The sequence below is a fragment of the Aeromicrobium sp. P2_G6 genome, assembly GCF_056403535.1.
On the sequence record NZ_JBFUFH010000005.1, the window covers coordinates 374,663 to 393,022 of the forward strand.

The 18,360-nt window shown below is 68.9% G+C and carries 16 protein-coding genes and 1 tRNA gene; 14 read left to right on the forward strand and 3 right to left on the reverse strand.

Annotation, left to right across the window (positions count from 1 at the left end; translation table 11 throughout):
* On the reverse strand, positions 1-489 hold the full coding sequence (locus AC1DVU_RS17565) for a MarR family winged helix-turn-helix transcriptional regulator (RefSeq protein ID WP_476923754.1): 489 nt from the start codon (positions 487-489) through the stop codon (positions 1-3).
* 149 nt (positions 490-638) lie between these two features.
* Between AC1DVU_RS17565 and AC1DVU_RS17570 the strand changes: the two genes are divergently transcribed.
* The 13 genes from AC1DVU_RS17570 (at position 639) to AC1DVU_RS17630 (ending at position 14,488) form a co-directional block, all read left to right on the forward strand.
* Positions 639-1,979, forward strand: a complete 1,341-nt coding sequence (locus AC1DVU_RS17570) for an amidase (RefSeq protein WP_476923755.1) — start codon at positions 639-641, stop codon at positions 1,977-1,979.
* 47 nt (positions 1,980-2,026) lie between these two features.
* A complete protein-coding gene (locus tag AC1DVU_RS17575) occupies positions 2,027-2,797 on the forward strand; it encodes a methyltransferase domain-containing protein (protein ID WP_476923756.1) in 771 nt (256 codons plus the stop codon).
* 63 nt (positions 2,798-2,860) lie between these two features.
* Positions 2,861-2,942 (forward strand) — tRNA-Gln (locus AC1DVU_RS17580).
* 34 nt (positions 2,943-2,976) lie between these two features.
* Entirely contained in the window at positions 2,977-4,440 is a 1,464-nt protein-coding gene (gene glmU, locus AC1DVU_RS17585) for a bifunctional UDP-N-acetylglucosamine diphosphorylase/glucosamine-1-phosphate N-acetyltransferase GlmU (protein WP_476923757.1), read from the forward strand.
* Between the two features lies 1 nt (position 4,441).
* Positions 4,442-5,410 carry a ribose-phosphate diphosphokinase gene (locus AC1DVU_RS17590; RefSeq protein ID WP_476923798.1) on the forward strand — a complete coding sequence of 323 codons (969 nt, stop codon included), beginning with the start codon at positions 4,442-4,444 and terminating at the stop codon, positions 5,408-5,410.
* A gap of 226 nt (positions 5,411-5,636) precedes the next feature.
* Positions 5,637-6,314 (forward strand): 50S ribosomal protein L25/general stress protein Ctc, encoded by a 678-nt coding sequence (locus AC1DVU_RS17595; protein WP_476923758.1) that lies wholly within the window; start codon positions 5,637-5,639, stop codon positions 6,312-6,314.
* Positions 6,311-6,877, forward strand: a complete 567-nt coding sequence (gene pth / locus AC1DVU_RS17600; protein ID WP_476923759.1) for an aminoacyl-tRNA hydrolase — start codon at positions 6,311-6,313, stop codon at positions 6,875-6,877. Before AC1DVU_RS17595 ends, pth begins: the two co-directional genes overlap by 4 nt.
* 2 nt (positions 6,878-6,879) lie before the next feature.
* On the forward strand, positions 6,880-10,404 hold the full coding sequence (gene mfd / locus AC1DVU_RS17605) for a transcription-repair coupling factor (protein WP_476923760.1): 3,525 nt from the start codon (positions 6,880-6,882) through the stop codon (positions 10,402-10,404).
* A gap of 42 nt (positions 10,405-10,446) precedes the next feature.
* The gene (locus AC1DVU_RS17610) at positions 10,447-11,097 is read left to right on the forward strand and encodes a hypothetical protein (protein WP_476923761.1); all 651 of its coding nucleotides are present in this window, start codon (positions 10,447-10,449) and stop codon (positions 11,095-11,097) included.
* On the forward strand, positions 11,097-11,957 hold the full coding sequence (locus AC1DVU_RS17615; protein ID WP_476923762.1) for a nucleoside triphosphate pyrophosphohydrolase: 861 nt from the start codon (positions 11,097-11,099) through the stop codon (positions 11,955-11,957). Before AC1DVU_RS17610 ends, AC1DVU_RS17615 begins: the two co-directional genes overlap by 1 nt.
* Before the next feature lie 184 nt (positions 11,958-12,141).
* The gene (gene eno / locus AC1DVU_RS17620; protein ID WP_476923763.1) at positions 12,142-13,419 is read left to right on the forward strand and encodes a phosphopyruvate hydratase; all 1,278 of its coding nucleotides are present in this window, start codon (positions 12,142-12,144) and stop codon (positions 13,417-13,419) included.
* A 5-nt stretch (positions 13,420-13,424) separates the two neighbouring features.
* On the forward strand, positions 13,425-13,985 hold the full coding sequence (locus tag AC1DVU_RS17625; RefSeq protein ID WP_476923764.1) for an FtsB family cell division protein: 561 nt from the start codon (positions 13,425-13,427) through the stop codon (positions 13,983-13,985).
* Complete coding sequence (locus AC1DVU_RS17630; protein WP_476923765.1) at positions 13,982-14,488, forward strand: DUF501 domain-containing protein; 507 nt, start codon at positions 13,982-13,984, stop codon at positions 14,486-14,488. The genes AC1DVU_RS17625 and AC1DVU_RS17630 overlap by 4 nt, the downstream gene beginning before the upstream one ends.
* Before the next feature lie 60 nt (positions 14,489-14,548).
* Here the strand turns inward: AC1DVU_RS17630 and AC1DVU_RS17635 are convergent, their stop codons facing one another.
* Complete coding sequence (locus tag AC1DVU_RS17635) at positions 14,549-15,232, reverse strand: response regulator (RefSeq protein ID WP_476923766.1); 684 nt, start codon at positions 15,230-15,232, stop codon at positions 14,549-14,551.
* Positions 15,229-16,800, reverse strand: a complete 1,572-nt coding sequence (locus tag AC1DVU_RS17640; protein ID WP_476923767.1) for an ATP-binding protein — start codon at positions 16,798-16,800, stop codon at positions 15,229-15,231. The genes AC1DVU_RS17635 and AC1DVU_RS17640 overlap by 4 nt, the downstream gene beginning before the upstream one ends.
* Before the next feature lie 139 nt (positions 16,801-16,939).
* On the opposite strand from AC1DVU_RS17640, the gene AC1DVU_RS17645 reads away from it, so the two are divergent.
* Positions 16,940-18,328 carry a cation:dicarboxylate symporter family transporter gene (locus AC1DVU_RS17645; RefSeq protein WP_476923768.1) on the forward strand — a complete coding sequence of 463 codons (1,389 nt, stop codon included), beginning with the start codon at positions 16,940-16,942 and terminating at the stop codon, positions 18,326-18,328.
* The last annotated feature ends 32 nt before the right edge of the window (positions 18,329-18,360 follow it).

Genomic DNA, 18,360 nt, shown 5'->3' on the forward strand with positions numbered 1-18,360 from the left:
TCAGCGGTCGAAGGGCAGCGAGAGCGTACGCAGCGCGCCGGCGAGCGCGGTGGCCTCGTCGGCCGACAGGCCGGCGAGGAGCTTCTGCTCGTGCTGGAGCAGAGCGTCGAGCGCGCCATCGACGGCATTCTTGCCGCGCGTCGTCAGCCTGACCTGTACGCCTCGCCGGTCGGCGGGATCCGGTCGGCGCTCGACGAGCCCCTTGCCCACCAGGCGGTCGACGCGATTGGTCATGGTGCCGCTCGTCACGAGCGTCTCGTGCACGAGCTGACCGGGGGAGAGCTGGTAGGGCTCACCCGACCGGCGTAGCGCTGACAGCACGTCGAACTCCGACGGCTCGAGGTCGTGGTCGGCGAAGGCCTGCTTACGGGCCCGGTCGAGGTGGAGCGCGAGCCTCGTGACGCGGCTGAGCACGTGCATCGGGGAGACGTCCATGTCAGGACGCTCCCGCTGCCAGGCCGCGATCAGTCGATCGACATCGTCTTCCACAGCACCATGGTAGTTCGTCAAGATTCTTGATGTAGAGATACTCGCGCTCGTCGGTCGAAGATCTCGCGTTGTGGTCTCGATACACCGCCTCGTCCCTCGGCGGCACTCGACCACCGAGTTGTCGCCGATGGATTGACTACGCTCTCGGCATGACTCCTGCTGAGGCTGTTGCTGCCGGACCGACACGACAGGGCGAGCTGCTTGCCTCGGGGGCTCTGACCTCGCGCCAGCTCACGGAGGCGACGCTCACGGCGATCGAGCGAGAGACCCCCGCGATCAACGCAACCGTCGCGGTCTACGCCGACGAGGCTCTCGCTGCGGCGGATGAGGCGGATCGCCGCCGGGCCGCGGGGGAGAGCGGCCCATTGCTCGGCATCCCGATCGCGGTCAAGGACGACCTCGACATCGCGGGCCAGGTCACGGGCCTCGGCAGCAGGGCGATGCTGATGCCGGCCGCCCACGACGCCGAGCTCGTTGCCGCGATACGCGCTGCCGGAATGGTCCTCGTGGCCAAGTCGGCGCTGCCCGAGCTCGCGATCTTCGGGTTCACCGAGTCCGACGCACGCGGCGTCACCCGCAACCCGCACAACCTCGCGCACACGACCGGCGGTTCCTCAGGCGGTTCGGCCGCCCTGATCGCCGCCGGAGCGGTCGGCATCGCCACGGCCTCGGACGGTGCCGGGTCGATCCGCATACCGGCTGCCTGCTGCGGCCTCGTGGGGTTCAAGCCGACCCAGGGCACGATGCCGAGCTCAGGTGGCTGGCATGACCTGTCGACGCAGGGCTGCCTCGCCGCGAGGGTCGCCGACAGTGCGCTGTACCTCGACACGTTCGGCACGTTCACGGAGTCGCTCGTCGCCGCCGCGGCAACCGTGCCGGCGCCGCTGCGGATCGGTATGTCGTTGAGTGCTTCCGCCGCGACCAAGGCGCTGCCACTCGATCCCCGCGTACGAGCAGCGCTCGATCAGGCAGCCGAGTCGTTCCGCGCCGCCGGCCACACGGTCACCGAGGTCAAGATCCCCTACAAGCTCGACGCCAAGGCGCTGACGGTGCGCTATCTGGCCGGCATCCGCGACGGCGCTGATGGGACCGACGATCCGAGCCGTCTTGAAGAGCGTACGAAGGGCATCGCTCGCCTGGGTCGGCCGTTCGGCAAGAGGTCGGTCGAGTGGGCCAAGCGCAAGGGCAGGGCCTGGGGCGACACGGTGCACGACGACCTGGGCGTCGACATCCTGCTGACGCCCGTCATGTCCGGACCGGCGATCGAGGTCGAGCGTTGGCACGGCAAGGGAGCGCTCTCGACCCTGCTGTCGATGAACGCGGTCTATCCCTACACGGCACAGTGGAACCACGCGGGCCTGCCGGCGGTGTCGATGCCGAGCGGCGTGACGGGGGAACGGCTGCCTCTCGCGATCCAGCTCATCGCGCGCCGCGGTGAGGATGCCCGGTTGATGTCACTGGCGGGTCAGTTCGAGCGGCGCAACGCTTGACGTAAAGTATCTTGACATCAAGATAGGTGCGTCGTACGGTCGGAGTCATGACGACCTGGGACCCCACTCGCTATCTGCAGTTCGCCGACGACCGCTCTCGTCCGTTCGTCGACCTCGTCGCACGGGTGCAGGGCGAGCCGGCCACGATCGTCGACCTCGGCTGCGGGCCCGGGCACCTCGCTGCCGTGCTCAGGGGTCGCTGGCCGAGCGCGGCGATCCACGGCGTCGACTCCTCGCCGGAAATGATCGCCAAGGCAAACGCCGACAATGCCGACGACCGGGTGACGTATGAGCTCGCCGACGTCGCCACGTGGACGTCACCCGAACCGGTCGACCTGATCGTCTCGAACGCGCTCTTCCAGTGGGTGCCGGACCAGCTCGACGTGATCCGGCGCCTCTCTGGGCTAGTCGCGCCCGGTGGCACGTTCGCGCTGCAGGTGCCGAGCAACTACGACGCGCCGAGCCACACGCTGCTGCACGGGATCTCGTCGCAGCCGCCGTACGCCGAGCACACCGAAGGTCTGCACGGTGACCGCGGCACGCACTCCGAGGCATACCTCGAGCTGTTCGCCGGCCTCGGCTGGACGGTCGACGCATGGCAGACGACCTACTTCCACGTCCTGCCGGGAGAGGACCCGGTGTTCGACTGGATCTCCGGCACCGGTGCCCGGCCGATCCTGCAGGCGCTGCCGGACGGGTTGCGGGATGACTTCGTCGCAACGTACAAAGCCGCACTTCGCGAGGCGTATCCGGCCCGGCCATGGGGCACGGTCCTGCCATTCACCCGTACGTTCGCCGTTGCCCGGCGGGAGGACTGACTGAGGCCGTGCTCCGGTAGGCTGGCTGCTGCGATCCAGGGTCGGACCTCCGGCACGGGACGTTCCCCGGTTGGTCTGCCGGCAGGGCCCGCCGCACTTTGAATGCGGACAAGCGACGTAGGTTCGACTCCTACCCGGGGAGCCAGCAACACAGCGCTGTCCGTCGACGAAGGAGTCTGGTGAGCACTAGCCCCAATCAGGATCGAGTGACGGCGATCGTCCTGGCGGCGGGTGCCGGCACACGGATGAAGTCCGCGCGTGCCAAGGTCCTGCACCAGATCGCCGGCCGCAGCATGCTCGAGCACGCCCTGGTCGCCGTCGCAGGCGCTGGCGTGCACACGACCGTCGCCGTCGTCGGCCACGACCGCGAGCAGGTGTCCGAGGCGATCGCCGCCCACGACCCCGCGATCGTCCAGGCCGTGCAGGAGCAGCAGAACGGCACGGGACACGCCGTGCACGTCGCACTCGAGTCGCTCGACAGCCCGCCCGAAGGCACGGTCATCGTGACGTACGCCGATGTGCCGTTGCTGTCCGCGCAGACGCTCTCGGAGCTGTTGGTCGACCACCGCGCGGCCGGGCACACCGTCACGATCCTCACCGCCGAGGTTGACGACCCGACCGGCTACGGCCGCATCCTGCGCGGCGAGGACGGCGCCGTCACGGCGATCCGCGAGCACAAGGACGCCTCCGACGAAGAGCTCAGCGTCCGCGAGATCAACAGCGGGATCCTGGTCGTCGACGGGCAGTTCCTCACTGCGGCGGTGGCCAGCCTCGAGTCCGACAACGCGCAGGGCGAGCTCTACCTGACGGACATCGTCGGCAAGGCCGTCGCCGAGGGCCGGCCGGTCGGAGCGCACGTCCTCGAGGACGTCTGGCAGACCGAAGGCGTCAACGATCGGGCGCAGCTCGCCCGCCTCGGCGCCGAGCTCAACCGCCGGATCACGGCGCACTGGATGTCCGAGGGCGTCACGATCGTCGACCCCGCCACGACATGGATCGACTCGGCCGTCACGGTCGAGCCCGACGTCACGATCCTGCCCGGCACGCAGCTGCTCGGCGCGACCGTGGTGGCAACCGGAGCCACGATCGGCCCGGACACCACGCTGCGCAACGTCGAGGTCGGCGCCGACGCGACTGTCGTACGTACGCACGGTTCCGACGCCGTGATCGGCGAGGAGGCGACGGTCGGCCCGTACGCCTACCTGCGCCCCGGCACCGAGCTGTCCGCCCGCGGCAAGATCGGCACGTTCGTCGAGGTCAAGAACTCCACGATCGGCGAGGGCGCCAAGGTGCCGCACCTCTCGTACGTCGGCGACGCCGACATCGGCGAGGGCGCCAACATCGGCGCGGGCACGATCTTCGCCAACTACGACGGCGTCAACAAGCACCGCTCGACGATCGGTCGGCACGCCAAGACCAGCTCCAACAACACGTTCGTCGCCCCCGTCACGGTCGGCGACGGGGCGTTCACGGGAGCCGGTTCGACGATCCGCGAGGACGTTCCACCGGGGGCGCTGGCTGTCAGCGCAGGGCGGCAGAGGAACATTGAGGGGTGGGTGGCCGACAAACGTCCGGACACCGCATCCGACCAGGCCGCGCGCGCCGCGTCATCCGAGCCGGCAGAGGAGACCTCCGGTGAGTAGCTTGTCCAAACGCACGCCCACCCGCAACATGCTGCTGTTCTCCGGCCGGTCGCACCCGACGCTGGCGCAGGAGGTGGCTGACCTCCTCGAGATCGACCTCGTGCCGACGACGGCTTACGACTTCGCCAACGGCGAGATCTACGTACGCTTCGACGAGTCCGTGCGCGGTTGCGACGCGTTCGTGATCCAGAGTCACGCGGCGCCGATCAACGACGCGATCATGGAGCAGCTGATCATGATCGACGCGCTCAAGCGGGCCTCGGCCAAGCGCATCACGGTGATCCTGCCGTTCTACGGCTACGCCCGCCAGGACAAGAAGCACCTCGGGCGCGAGCCGATCTCGGCGCGCCTCATGGCCGACCTGTTCCTCGCCGCCGGCGCCGACCGGCTCATGACGGTCGACCTGCACACCGCCCAGATCCAGGGCTTCTTCGACGGCCCGGTCGACCACCTGCTGGCAATGCCGATCCTCACGCGCCACGTCAAGAAGAAGTACGGCAAGAAGCCGCTCGCCGTCGTGTCACCCGACGCCGGCCGCATCAAGGTCGCCGAGTCGTGGGCCAACGCGCTGGGCGGTGCTCCGCTCGCGTTCATCCACAAGACGCGCGACCCCCGCAAGCCCAACGAGTCCAAGGCCAACCGCGTCGTCGGCGACGTCGAGGGCCGCACCTGCATCCTGGTCGACGACCTCATCGACACCGGTGGCACGATCGTGCAGGCCGGCGAGGCGCTCATGGCCGACGGAGCCGAGGAGGTCGTGATCGTCGCGACCCACGCGGTGTTCTCCGGGCCCGCCGTCGACCGGCTCAAGAACTCGACGGCGTGCGAGGTCATCGTGACCAACACGCTGCCGATCACCGACGACCAGCGGTTCGACAAGCTCACGGTGCTCTCGATCGCCCCGCTGCTGGCGCAGGCGACGGCGGCCGTCTTCGAAGAAGGCTCCGTCACCTCGCTGTTCAAGAGCTGATTTCGCGCCACGTCGTCTCGATACGCGTCCTGGTTCGTCGCACCCACTCGACCACCGACTACGGCCTCAACGGATTTCTCGCACGCGAGTCGCTGCGATAAGATCGTCAGGTTGCCTCGGCGAGGGTCCTTTCGGGCCGTGATCGACAGGGCGCTCCACGGAGTGCTGTGTCGAGCGCCTGGTGACAGCCGACTTTCACGCAACACTCTTCAGGAGACATTTCCCCATGGCTGAGATCAAGATCGCCGCCGAGGCGCGCACCGAGTTCGGCAAGGGCGCCGCCCGCCGCATCCGTCGCGCCGACAACGTGCCCGCCGTCCTCTACGGACACGGCTCCGACCCCGTCCACGTGACGCTGCCGGGCCACCAGCTCATGCTGGCGCTCAAGAACTCCAACGCGCTGCTGACGATCGACCTCGGCACCGAGCAGCACCTCGCGATCCCCAAGCAGGTCCAGCGCGACCCGCTCAAGGGCTTCATCGAGCACGCTGACCTCCTGATCGTCCGCAAGGGCGAGAAGGTCACCGTCGACGTCCGTATCAACGTCATCGGCGAAGCCATCAGCGGCAACCTCGTCATCCTCGAGAACTCGACGATTTCCGTCGAGGCCGAGGCGACCCACATCCCCGAGTCCTTCGAGGTCTCGGTCGAGGGTCTCGACGCCGGCGCCCAGATCCACGCCAGCGACCTCGAGCTGCCCAAGGGCTCGACGCTCGCCGTCGACGGCGACATCCTCATCGTCAACATCACCGCGGCACCCACCGAGGCTCAGCTCGAGGCCGAGCTCGCTGAGGCTGAGGCCGAGGCCGGCATCGAGCACGACGCGACCGACGCCGAAGAGGCCGAAGCCGCTGCAGAGGCTCCGGCCGAGGGCGAGGCTGCGGAGAGCTCCGAGTCCGAGTGACCTGGTTGGTCGTCGGGCTCGGCAATCCGGGCCCGACGTACGCCAGCACTCGTCACAACGTCGGCTACCTCGTCGCCGACGTGCTCGCTGCACGCGCGGGCGGCTCGTGGAAGAAGCACAAGTCCGGCCGCGCCGATGTCATCGAAGCGCGCCTCGCCGGTGAGCGAGCCATCCTGGGGCGCTGCCGTTCGTACATGAACGAGAGCGGCGGCCCGGTCTCGACGCTCGCGAAGTTCTACGACGTCGAGCCCGACCACATCGTGGTGATCCATGACGAGCTCGACATCGACTACGGCATGCTGCGCGTCAAGCTCGGCGGCGGCGACAACGGCCACAACGGGCTCAAGTCGATCCGGCAGTCGCTGGGCACTGGCGACTTCTACCGCGTGCGCGTCGGCATCGGCCGCCCGCCCGGCCAGCAGAGTGTTCACGACTTCGTGCTCAAGCCCTACAGCACGGCCGAGCGCAAGGACCTGCCGACGTATGTCGAGGAGGCCGCCGACGCGGTCGAAAGCCTGCTCACGCAGGGACTAGAACCCACGCAGAGCGCGTTCAATCGTTAGACATGCCTCTCTCCAGACTCGCGACCCTCGTCGCCGCCGAACCCACGATCCAGCAGGCTCTCCAGGATCGAGCCGACGGGCTCAGCACGCTCAACGTGCAGGCGCCCGAGCCGCTGCGACCGTTCCTGACGCATGCCCTGGCGCAGCAGTCGACGGTGCTCGCAGTCACCGCGACGGCGCGTGAGGGCGAGGACCTCGTCGCGCAGCTCGGCGAGCTGCTCGGTCCGGACGCCGTCGCGTACTTCCCGGCGTGGGAGACGCTCCCGCACGAGCGCCTCTCACCGCGCTCGGACACCGTCGGCCGGCGCCTCGCGGTCCTGCGCCGCCTGGTGCACCCAGCCGCTCCCGGCGAGCTCGACTCGGAGACCTCGACAGGGCCGATCCGGGTCGTGGTCGCGCCCGTACGTTCGCTGCTCCAGCCGCAGGTCAAGGGACTCGCTGACCTCACCCCGGTCGAGCTGCACAAGGGCGACGAGATCGCCCTCGACGAGGTCGTTCGTCAGCTGGCCGCGGCGGCCTACTCCCGCGTCGACCTGGTCGAGCGCCGGGGCGAGTTCGCGGTCCGTGGCGGCATCATCGACGTGTTCCCGCCGACCGAGGAGCACCCGCTCCGCATCGAGTTCTTCGGCGACGAGGTGGACGAGATCCGCCGCTTCGCGGTGGCGGACCAGCGCACGCTCGAGGAGATCACGCACGTATGGGCGCCGCCGTGCCGCGAGCTGCTGCTCGACGACCAGGTGCGATCCCGCGCAGCCGAGCTGGCTGTCGCCCATCCATCGCTGGCCGAGATCTTCACGAAGCTCTCCGAAGGCCACGCCGTCGAGGGCATGGAGTCGCTGACCCCGGTGCTGGTCGACGACATGGAAATCCTCGTTGAACTTTTCCCACCTCGGTCTTCAATCCTGTTGATGGATCCGGAGCGAATTAGGGCTAGAGCCGCGGACCTGGTGGCCACGAGCGAGGAGTTCCTGCAGGCGTCGTGGGCTGCCGCTGCAACGGGTGCCGAGGCACCGATCGACCTCGGCTCGGCCGCGTTTCGCACGCTCGAGGACGTACGCCTGGAGAGCCTCGGGCTGGGGCACTCGTGGTTCACGATCTCGCCGTTCGGCCTGGACACGGACGACCAGTCCCGCGCCGTCGACATGGAGGCTGCCGCGGCCTATCGCGGTGACACCACAGCAGCGCTCGAGGACATCAAGAAGTGGGTCGCCGCGGGCATGCGCGTCGTGTTCGTCGCTCCAGGTCACGGCCAGGCGCAGCGCACCAGCGAATGGCTCGCCGAGAACGACGTCGCATCCGCCCTCGACGACGAGGTCACGGCGCCGACGCCCGGTGTCGTGCAGATCGCGTGCGGTGAGCTCGACCACGGGTTCGTCTCGCCGCCGCTCGGCCTGGCCGTGCTGACGTACGACGACCTGGTCGGCCAGCGCGCGGCTGACCGCAGCGACCGCAAGATGCCCGCCCGCCGGCGCAAGGAGGTCGACCCGCTCGAGCTCAAGACCGGCGACTTCGTCGTGCACGAGCAGCACGGTGTCGGCCGCTACGTCGAGCTGATGCAGCGGGTGGTGCAGGGCGCGGCGCGCGAGTACCTCGTCATCGAGTACGCCCCGTCCAAGCGCGGCCAGCCCGCCGACCGGCTGTTCGTGCCGATGGACCAGCTCGACCAGATCAGCCGCTACGTCGGCGGCGAGTCGCCGTCGCTCGACCGGCTCGGCGGCTCGGACTGGACGACCCGCAAGAACAAGGCCCGCAAGGCCGTACGCCAGATCGCCGGCGAGCTGATCAAGCTCTACGCCGCGCGCCAGGCGACCAAGGGTCACGCGTTCGGACCGGACTCGCCGTGGCAGGCCGAGCTCGAGGATGCGTTCGCGTTCGTCGAGACGCCCGACCAGATGGTGACGATCGACGAGGTCAAGCGCGACATGGAGCGCACCGTGCCGATGGACCGGCTGGTCTGCGGCGACGTCGGCTACGGCAAGACCGAGATCGCCGTGCGGGCGGCGTTCAAGGCGATCCAGGATGGCAAGCAGGTCATCCTGCTGGTCCCCACGACGCTGCTGGTGCAGCAGCACTATGCGACGTTCGCCGAGCGGTTCGGCCAGTTCCCGGTCAAGATCCGTCCGCTGTCGCGGTTCCAGACCGACAAGGAGTCCAAGGAGACCCTCGCCGGTCTCGCGGACGGCACGATCGACCTGGTCATCGGCACCCACCGCCTGTTGCAGCCCGGCGTACGCATCAAGGACCTCGGCCTCGTGATCGTCGACGAGGAGCAGCGCTTCGGCGTCGAGCACAAGGAGGCGCTCAAGATGCTGCGCGCCGCCGTCGACGTGCTGTCGATGTCCGCAACGCCGATCCCGCGCACGCTCGAGATGGCGATCACCGGCATCCGGGAGATGTCGACGATCGCGACGCCGCCAGAGGAGCGCCACCCCGTGCTGTCGTTCGTCGGCCCGTATGAGGACCGGCAGGTCATCGCCGCGATCCGCCGCGAGCTGCTCCGCGAGGGCCAGGTGTTCTTCATCCACAACCGCGTGCAGAGCATCGACAAGGCGGTCGCCAAGATCAAGGAGCTCGTGCCGGAGGCTCGCGTCGCGGCGGCCCATGGCCAGATGGGCGAGCACCAGCTCGAGGAGGTCATGGTCGACTTCTGGGAGAAGCGCTATGACGTGCTGGTCTGCACCACGATCGTCGAGTCGGGCCTCGACGTGTCCAACGCCAACACCATGATCATCGAGCGCGCCGACACCCTCGGCCTGTCGCAGCTGCACCAGCTCCGCGGCCGCGTCGGGCGGTCGCGCGAGCGCGCATACGCGTACTTCCTCTACCCGCCCGAGAAGCCGCTGACCGAGACGGCGCACGATCGGCTCGCCACGATCGCGCAGCACTCCGAGCTCGGTGGCGGCATGGCCGTGGCGATGAAGGACCTCGAGATCCGCGGTGCCGGCAACCTGCTCGGCGGCGAGCAGTCCGGCCACATCGCCGATGTCGGCTTCGACCTGTACGTGCGCCTGGTCGGCGAGGCGGTCGCGGAGTTCCGCGGCGACGCCGAGCCCGAGCGCGAGGTCAAGATCGAGCTGCCGATCGAGGCGCACCTCCCGCACGAGTACGTCCAGAGTGAGCGGCTCCGGCTCGAGATGTACAAGCGGCTGGCAGACGTACGCCAGCTGTCCGACATCGATGACCTGCGCTCCGAGCTCGTCGACCGCTACGGCGAGCCGCCCGAGGCGGTCGAGGTCCTGCTCGACGTCGCGCGGCTGCGCGTACGTGTGCGCGAGGCCGGACTCACCGAGGTCACCGCCGCGGGGCCGAACGTACGCTTCGCGCCGCTCAAGCTGCCGGACTCGGCCCAGATGCGGTTGCAGCGGATCTATCCCCGCAGCACCTACAAGGTCGCCGCCGAGGTCGCCCTGGTCCCGCGTCCCAAGACCGCGCCGGTCGGCGGCAAGCCGCTGGTCGGCCGTGAGCTGCTCGAGTGGACCCGCACCGTGATCGACACGCTCGTCCCCGCGCCCGCTCCTGTCGGCTGACCGTCACGAGTTGTGCGGGAGGGGTCGGATAACGTGTGACCCATGACTCGTGCGCGTGCTGCTGTCCTCGTTCTTGCGGGCCTGACACTTGCTGCCTGTGGCAACGTCCATCCGGGAGCCGCGGCCGTGGTCGATGACCAGACGATCTCGATGAAGTCGCTCGACAAGACGGCAAAGGCCTACTGCACCCTGACCCTGGCCAGCTCGCAGGGCCAGGGCGCGACCCCGCCGGACAACGCCGACATCCGACGCCAGGCCGTGACGACCCTGGTGTCGTTGATCGTGGCTCGCAAGCTCGCCGAAGAAGAGGGCATCAAGCCGAAGCCCTCTGACTACGAGCTGACCAAGGACCAGGAGGCGCAGGTCGCCAAGGCGTTCCCCAAGGAAGACAACCTCGACGAGATCAACAAGCTGATCGAGCAGAGCCAGGAGCTCTCGGCCATCTCCCTCGCCCTCGGTGAGAAGATCACCGGCCAGGCGCCGACTGCCGAGAACGAGGCGCAGGTCGGCGCAGCCGGTCAGGCCGAGATCACCAAGGCGTTCAAGGACAACGACGTCAAGTTCGCACCGCGGTTCGGCCTCAGCAACAGCGGCAAGGACGCCGCGCCGACGACAGGTTCGCTGTCCGTGGCCCCGGCCGACCTCGGCGAGGACGAGCCGAACCAGCTGCCCAAAGCGCAACGCTGCACCTGATGCGCATCGTCGTTCTCAGCCCTCGGGTCGCGCCCGGGATCCTGACGCTCGCCGGCTGGGATGCGCTGCGCGAAGCGTCGGTCGTACGCGCGTCCGTCGATGATCCGCACGTACGCGCGATCGTGTCGTCCGGCATACCCGTCGACATCACGACGGACCCTCCGTCGTACGCGCCGGATGCCGCGTGGATCGCCCCGACGGGTGACACGGCCTGGGCGCACACGCTCGCGGACGACCTCATGGCCGGCGGGGGAGAGCCGTCCGACATCGAGGTGGTGTTCGGCTCGTACGACCTGCCGGGCTCCGCGCTGCTCGACGTCGTCGAGATCATGGATCGCCTTCGTCGGGAGTGCCCGTGGACGGCCCAGCAGTCGCACGAGACGCTGAGCCACTACCTGCTGGAGGAGGCGCACGAGACGCTCGAGGCGCTCGACAACGGCGACAGCGACCACCTGCGCGAGGAGCTCGGCGACCTGCTGATGCAGATCGTGTTCCACGCGCGCATCGCCGCCGAGGGTGAGGGTTGGGACATCGACGACGTCGCGGCCGGGATCGCCGAGAAGCTGGTCTACCGCAATCCGCACGTGTTCGGCGATGCCACGGTCTCGAGCGCCGAGGAGGTCGACGCCAACTGGCAGCGGCTCAAGGCCACCGAGAAGCAGCGGGCCTCCGCACTCGAAGGCATACCCGGCACATTGCCCGCGCTGGCGTACGCCGACAAGGTGCTCAGCCGGCTCGGCGATGTCGACATCACCGGCGACGACCTCGGCGCGCGGCTGCTCGCCCTCGTCGCGGAAGCCCGCTCGCAGGGCCAGAACGCCGAAGCAGTGCTGCGCCAGGCTGTACGCCTGCTGGGTTAGCCAGCCCGGTTGCCGGATCTGCTGGAGCGGTGACCTAGGGCCCACGAGCGTACCGGCGCTGGGCCCTCAGTCACCGCTCACCGACAACCCACCGCTGCTGTCCACGCTGGCGAGGCGGTGCGGGACCTCAGGCCGACAGGACTAGGCTTGAGGCCGCACGTTCATCCGCTAACGAGGAGCAGTCTTGGCACGCATCGACGCCGTCGGCGCACGGGAAATTCTGGATTCACGGGGCAACCCGACCGTTGAGGTCGAGGTCGCTCTCGACGACGGCACGATCGGCCGCGCGGCGGTGCCCTCAGGCGCCTCCACGGGCGCGTTCGAGGCCGTCGAGCTTCGCGACGGAGGTGACCGTTACGTCGGCAAGGGCGTTCTCAACGCGGTCGCCGGCGTCAACGACAAGATCGGTCCCGCACTCGTCGGCTTCGACGCTGATGACCAGCGCGCGCTCGACCAGGCGATGATCGAGCTCGACGGCACCGACAACAAGGCCAAGCTCGGCGCCAACGCGATCCTCGGCGTCTCGCTCGCCGCTGCCAAGGCTGCCGCGGACTCCGCCCGGCTGCCGCTGTTCCGCTACGTCGGCGGTCCCAACGCCCACGTGCTGCCGGTCCCGATGCTCAACATCGTCAACGGTGGCTCGCACGCCGACAGCAACGTCGACATCCAGGAGTTCATGATCGCTCCGATCGGTGCGCCGACGTTCTCCGAGGCCCTCCGCATGGGTGCCGAGGTCTACCACTCGCTCAAGTCGGTCCTCAACAAGCAGGGCCTGTCGACGGGTCTGGGTGACGAGGGTGGCTTCGCGCCCAACCTCGACTCCAACCGCGCCGCGCTCGAGCTCATCTCGACCGCCGTCGAGGGCGCCGGCCTCAAGGTCGGCACCGACATCGCGTTCGCGCTCGACGTCGCCGCCTCGGAGTTCTTCGCCGACGGCACGTACGCCTTCGAGGGCCAGCAGAAGACCGCCGAGGAGATGTCGGCCTACTACGCCGAGCTCGTCGCGGCGTTCCCGATCGTCTCGATCGAGGATCCCCTCGACGAGGACGACTGGGCCGGCTGGACCACCCTGACCGACAACCTCGGCGACGACGTCCAGATCGTCGGCGATGACCTCTTCGTCACGAACGTCGAGCGGTTGACCCGCGGCATCGCCGAGGGCGCTGCCAACGCGCTGCTGGTCAAGGTCAACCAGATCGGCTCGCTGACCGAGACGCTCGACTCGGTCGACCTCGCGCATCGCCACGGCTTCGCCTGCATGATGAGCCACCGCTCCGGCGAGACCGAGGACACCACGATCGCCGACCTCGCGGTCGCGACCAACTGCGGCCAGATCAAGACCGGCGCGCCGGCTCGTTCGGACCGCGTCGCCAAGTACAACCAGCTCCTGCGCATCGAGGAGGCCCTCGGGTCGTCCGCGGTCTACGCCGGCGCCTCCGCCTTCCCGCGGCTGGCGCTCTAGGACCGATGGCCTCGCGTCCCCCACGTGGCCCCGGCCGGAGGCCGCCCGATCGCGGGCGGCGTCCGGCCGAGCGTGGGGCACGCGGGGCGGCGCGCAACCGTACGCCCAAGACCGCGACGGTGAGCGCCGGCACGGGTCCGCAGCTCACGACGCGGGCCATCGTGCTGCTGTCGGTCGTGCTGCTGCTCATCGCGTCCTACACCTCGRCGCTGCACGCGTGGTGGGAGCAGCGCGCTGACATCCAGTCCACGAAGGCCGAGATCGTCATGCGCAAGCAGCAGATCGTCACGCTGGAGGACCAGAAGGCGCGCTGGAACGACCCCGCCTACATCAAGCAGCAGGCCAAGCAGCGTTTCGGCTGGGTCATCCCGGGCGAGGTCGGCTATCGCGTCATCGGCAGCGACGGCACCGTCAAGGGCGATGTGCCGACGCTCGATGCGCCGCCGACGGTGACGACCCAGACCGAGTGGTACGACAAGCTGTGGGGCAGCGTCAAGGAGTCCGGCAAGACTCCCAAGGCGCCCAAGCCCACGACCGATCCGGACAAGGTGCTGAAGAAGAAGTGACTGTCGACCAAGCCGACCTGGACGCCGTCGCCGAACAGCTCGGCCGTACGCCCAGGGGCATTCTCGAGGTCATGTCGCGGTGCCCCTCGGGCCACCCCAACGTGGTCAAGACCGAGCCGCGGCTCGACGACGGCACGCCGTTCCCGACGATGTTCTACCTGACCTGCGACCGGCTGGCCGGCGAGATCGGGACGCTCGAGGCATCAGGCCTGATGAAGGAAATGAGCGACCGGCTCGCCGAGGACGAGGAGCTGGCTGCGCACTATCGCAGGGCCCACGATGCCTACCTCGCCGAGCGCGAGGCCATCGCGCACGTGCCGGAGATCGACGGGATCACGGCCGGCGGGATGCCGACCCGGGTCAAGTGCCTGCATGTGCTGGTCGGCCACTCGCTCGCCAAAGGCCCCGGCGTCAACCCGCTGGGTGACGAGGCGCTCGAGCTGCTCGGCGAGTGGTGGGTCGGCAACGCCTGCGGCCGCCCCGTCACGCCACCGCATCCGTGAAGAACCAACGATACGGACGCAGTGGCGTGAGAGCCCATCGGTGACCTCGCTGTCGCTCGGTCACGAGCTGACGGCGCGATACTCCACGTGCGGGCGGCCGGTGCCGCCATATCGCGTCGCCCTGGCTGACTGGCCGATATCCGCGAGGTGCTCGAGGTAGCGCCGGGCCGTCACCCGTGACGAGCCGATCACCTCCGCGACCTCGCCGGCGCTGAGACCGCTCTCCGCCTCGGCGAGCGTCGTGCGTACGGCCTCGAGTGTCTCCGCGCTCAGCCCCTTGGGCAGCTGTTCGTCGTCCGGGGCCGGCCGCATCGCGCCGAAGACCGCGTCGACGCCGCGCTGGTCGATTGACTCGTCGCCGGCCTCGAGGGTGCGGCGGAATGCGGCGTACTGGCGCAGCTTGGCCTCGAACATCGCGAACGTGAACGGCTTGAGCAGGTAGGCCACGACGCCCTGCGACACCGACTGGCGTACGACATCGACGTCGCGAGCCGACGTCACCGCGATGACGTCGTACGGCCGTCCCGTCGCGCGGAGCTGGCGCAGCAGGTCGAGGCCGTGGCCGTCGGGCAGGTGCATGTCGAGCAGGACCAGGTCGACCGGCTGGCTGCCCAGCACGCGGGCGGCTTCCTGGAACGACTTCGCCACAGCGACCACCTCGAACTCGTGCATCCGCTCGACGTATGTCTGATGGGCCTGCGCCGCGATCGCCTCGTCCTCGACGATCAGCACCCGGATCGTCATGAACCGATCCTGACGTCGAAGGTCGCGCCACCGAGAGAGCTCTCGCCGATCGTCGCCTCGCCGCCGTGTCGTCGTACGAGCTGGCCGACGAGCGCCAGTCCGATCCCGCGGCCGGCGCCCTCAGCGGCCTTGGTCGACCAGCCACGGACGAACACGGTCTCGCGGTCCTGCGGCTCGATGCCCGGACCGCTGTCCTCGACGCGTACGTGCAGCAGGCGGGTCGTGGAGGTGATCGTGACCGAGACCTGCCGGTCGTCGGAGGACTGAGCGGCGTCGATCGCGTTGTCGATCAGGTTGCCCAGGATCGTCACGGCCTCGTGCGCGGTCGTGGCGAGGCCCGTCACCTTGGTGTCGGGCTCGATCGTCAGGGTGACCCCGCGCTCGGCGGCCTGCGCGCTCTTGCCGAGCAGCAGGGCGGCGACGACGGGCTCGTCGATCGCCTCGACCATCCGGTCGGTGAGCCGCCGGGCGACGTCGAGCTCGCGGGTCGCGAAGTCGATCGCCTCCTGCGGCTTGCCGATCTCGATCAGCGACACCATCGTGTGCATGCGGTTGGACGACTCGTGGTTCTGCGCACGCAGCGCCTCGGCCAGACCCCGCACGGTGTCGAGCTCGGCGGTGACGCTCTGCAGCTCGGTGCGATCGCGCAGTGTCACGACCGAGCCGACGTCGCGGCCGTCCCAGTGCGCCGGTGCCTGGTTGACGACCAGCACCCGGTCGCCGACGACGTGAACGGCGTCCTGCAGCGAACGGCCCGACGTCAGCTCGGCCACGAGTGCCGGCTCGAGGCCGAGCCGATCGACCGGCGAACCCACGAACGACGTGTCGAGGTCGAGCAGCCGCGCGGCTTCGTCGTTCATCAGCGTGAGCCGGCCGGCAGGGTCCAGCAGCAGCAGACCCTCGCGGACTGCTCGCAGCACCGCGTCGTAGTACTCGTACATCCGGGTGATCTCCTGCTCGCCGAGACCGTGGGTCTGGCGGCGGAGGCGACGGTTGGCGAGTGCCGCACCGACCGCTCCGAGGACCCCGATCGCGAGGGCAGCGATGACGATGCGAGGCAGGACCGACAGCACCTCCTCGTCGACCTTCTTGGTCGTGATGCCGACCGAGACGAGCCCGCGTACGTCGCCGTGGTCCTCGATCGGGACGACCGCGCGCACGGAGGGGCCGAGCGTGCCGGTGAAGTCCTCGGTGAAGTTCTTGCCCTTCAGCGCCTCGTCGATGTGGCCGATGAACTTCTTGCCGATGTTGTCGGGGTTCGGGTGCGAGTAGCGGATGCCCTTCGTGTTCATGATGACCACGAAGTCGGTGCCGGTCGCCTTGCGGACGCGCTCGGCGTACGGCTGGAGGACCTTGGTCGGCTCGGGATCATCCAGCGCGTCCAGCACGGTGGGGGAGGCGGCGACCGCGAGCGAGACGTCGAGGGTCTGCGCGCGGGCGTCGGCACGGCTGTCCTGCCGCGCGTCGAACCACGCCAGGGCGGTGCCGCCCACGACGACGACCAGCACCACGAGCAGCTGCCACACGAGCATCTGTCGTGCGACGGTGCGTCCGCGAGCCCGAGCCATTCCCGCATTCTCCACGATCCCGCCCGCTGACCGGCGGGCGCGCTGTGACGGCGGTCACGAACTTTACGAACACAACGGTGAGCGGGGTCACATCCGGACCCATATTGAGGACGCAACCCCTCACCGTCCAGGAGGACTCATGTCAACGAATGCGATGCGCCCGGCCCGCAAGGACCGCACGCACTACCTCTATCTCGCCGTCATCGGCGCCGTCATCGCGGGCGCCATTGTCGGCCTCGTTGCGCCGGACTTCGCGGTCGAGCTCAAGCCGCTCGGCACCGGGTTCGTCGCGCTCATCAAGATGATGATCGCCCCGGTCATCTTCTGCACGATCGTGCTCGGCGTCGGCTCGGTGGCCAAGGCCTCCCAGGTCGGCAAGGTCGGCGGCCTCGCCCTCGCCTACTTCGTGACGATGTCGTTCGTCGCGCTCAGCATCGGCCTCCTGGTCGGCAACATCCTGAAGCCGGGTGACGGCCTCAAGATCACGCCCGACGTCGCATCCGCCGGGAGTGCCCAGGTGTCGACCGAGGCGCAGTCGACGACCGACTTCCTCCTGCACGTCGTCCCCGACACGCTGGCGTCTTCGGTGACCTCCACCAACATCCTCCAGACGCTGCTGGTGGCGCTGCTCTTCGGCTTCGCGCTGCAGTCGATGGGCTCGGCGGGCAAGCCGGTCCTGACCGGCATCGGACACCTCCAGAAGGTCGTCTTCCGCATCCTCGCGATGATCATGTGGGCGGCCCCGATCGGCGCGTTCGGCGCGATCGCCGGTGTCGTCGGCGAGACCGGTGTCGACGCGCTCAAGGCGCTCGCCGTCATCATGATCGGCTTCTACACGACCTGCGCGGTGTTCGTGTTCGTCATCCTTGCCAGCATCCTGAAGTTCGCGACCGGCATCAACCTGTTCTCGCTGCTCAAGTACCTCGGCCGCGAGTTCCTGCTGATCTTCTCGACCTCGTCCTCGGAGTCGGCGCTGCCGCGGCTCATCGCGAAGATGGAGCACGCCGGCGTCTCGCAGCAGACCGTGGGCGTGGTCGTACCGACCGGCTACTCGTTCAACCTCGACGGCACGATGATCTACCTGACGATGGCGTCGCTGTTCATCGCCGAGGCGATGGGCAACCCGCTGTCGATCGGCGAGCAGGTCTCCCTGCTGCTGTTCATGATGATCGCGTCGAAGGGTGCGGCAGGAGTCACCGGCGCCGGCATGGCGACGCTGGCGGGCGGGCTCAGCTCACACCGTCCAGAGCTGCTCGACGGCGTCGGCCTGATCGTCGGCATCGACCGGTTCATGTCGGAGGCCCGCGCAGTCACCAACTTCGCCGGCAACGCGGTCGCCACAGTGCTCGTCGCCTCGTGGACCAACACCCTCGATCGTGAGCAGCTCGACCGGACCCTGTCGGGCGAGAGCCCGTTCGACGAGGCCACGATGATCGACACCGACGACGAGGTCGTGGCGGAGTCTGCGCCCGTCGCGACCGAGGCGGGTGGCCCGGATGCGGCAGCTCGCATCCCCGCGAAGGTCTGACCGACGCGGCACCACAGGGCGGGGCTCCCGGA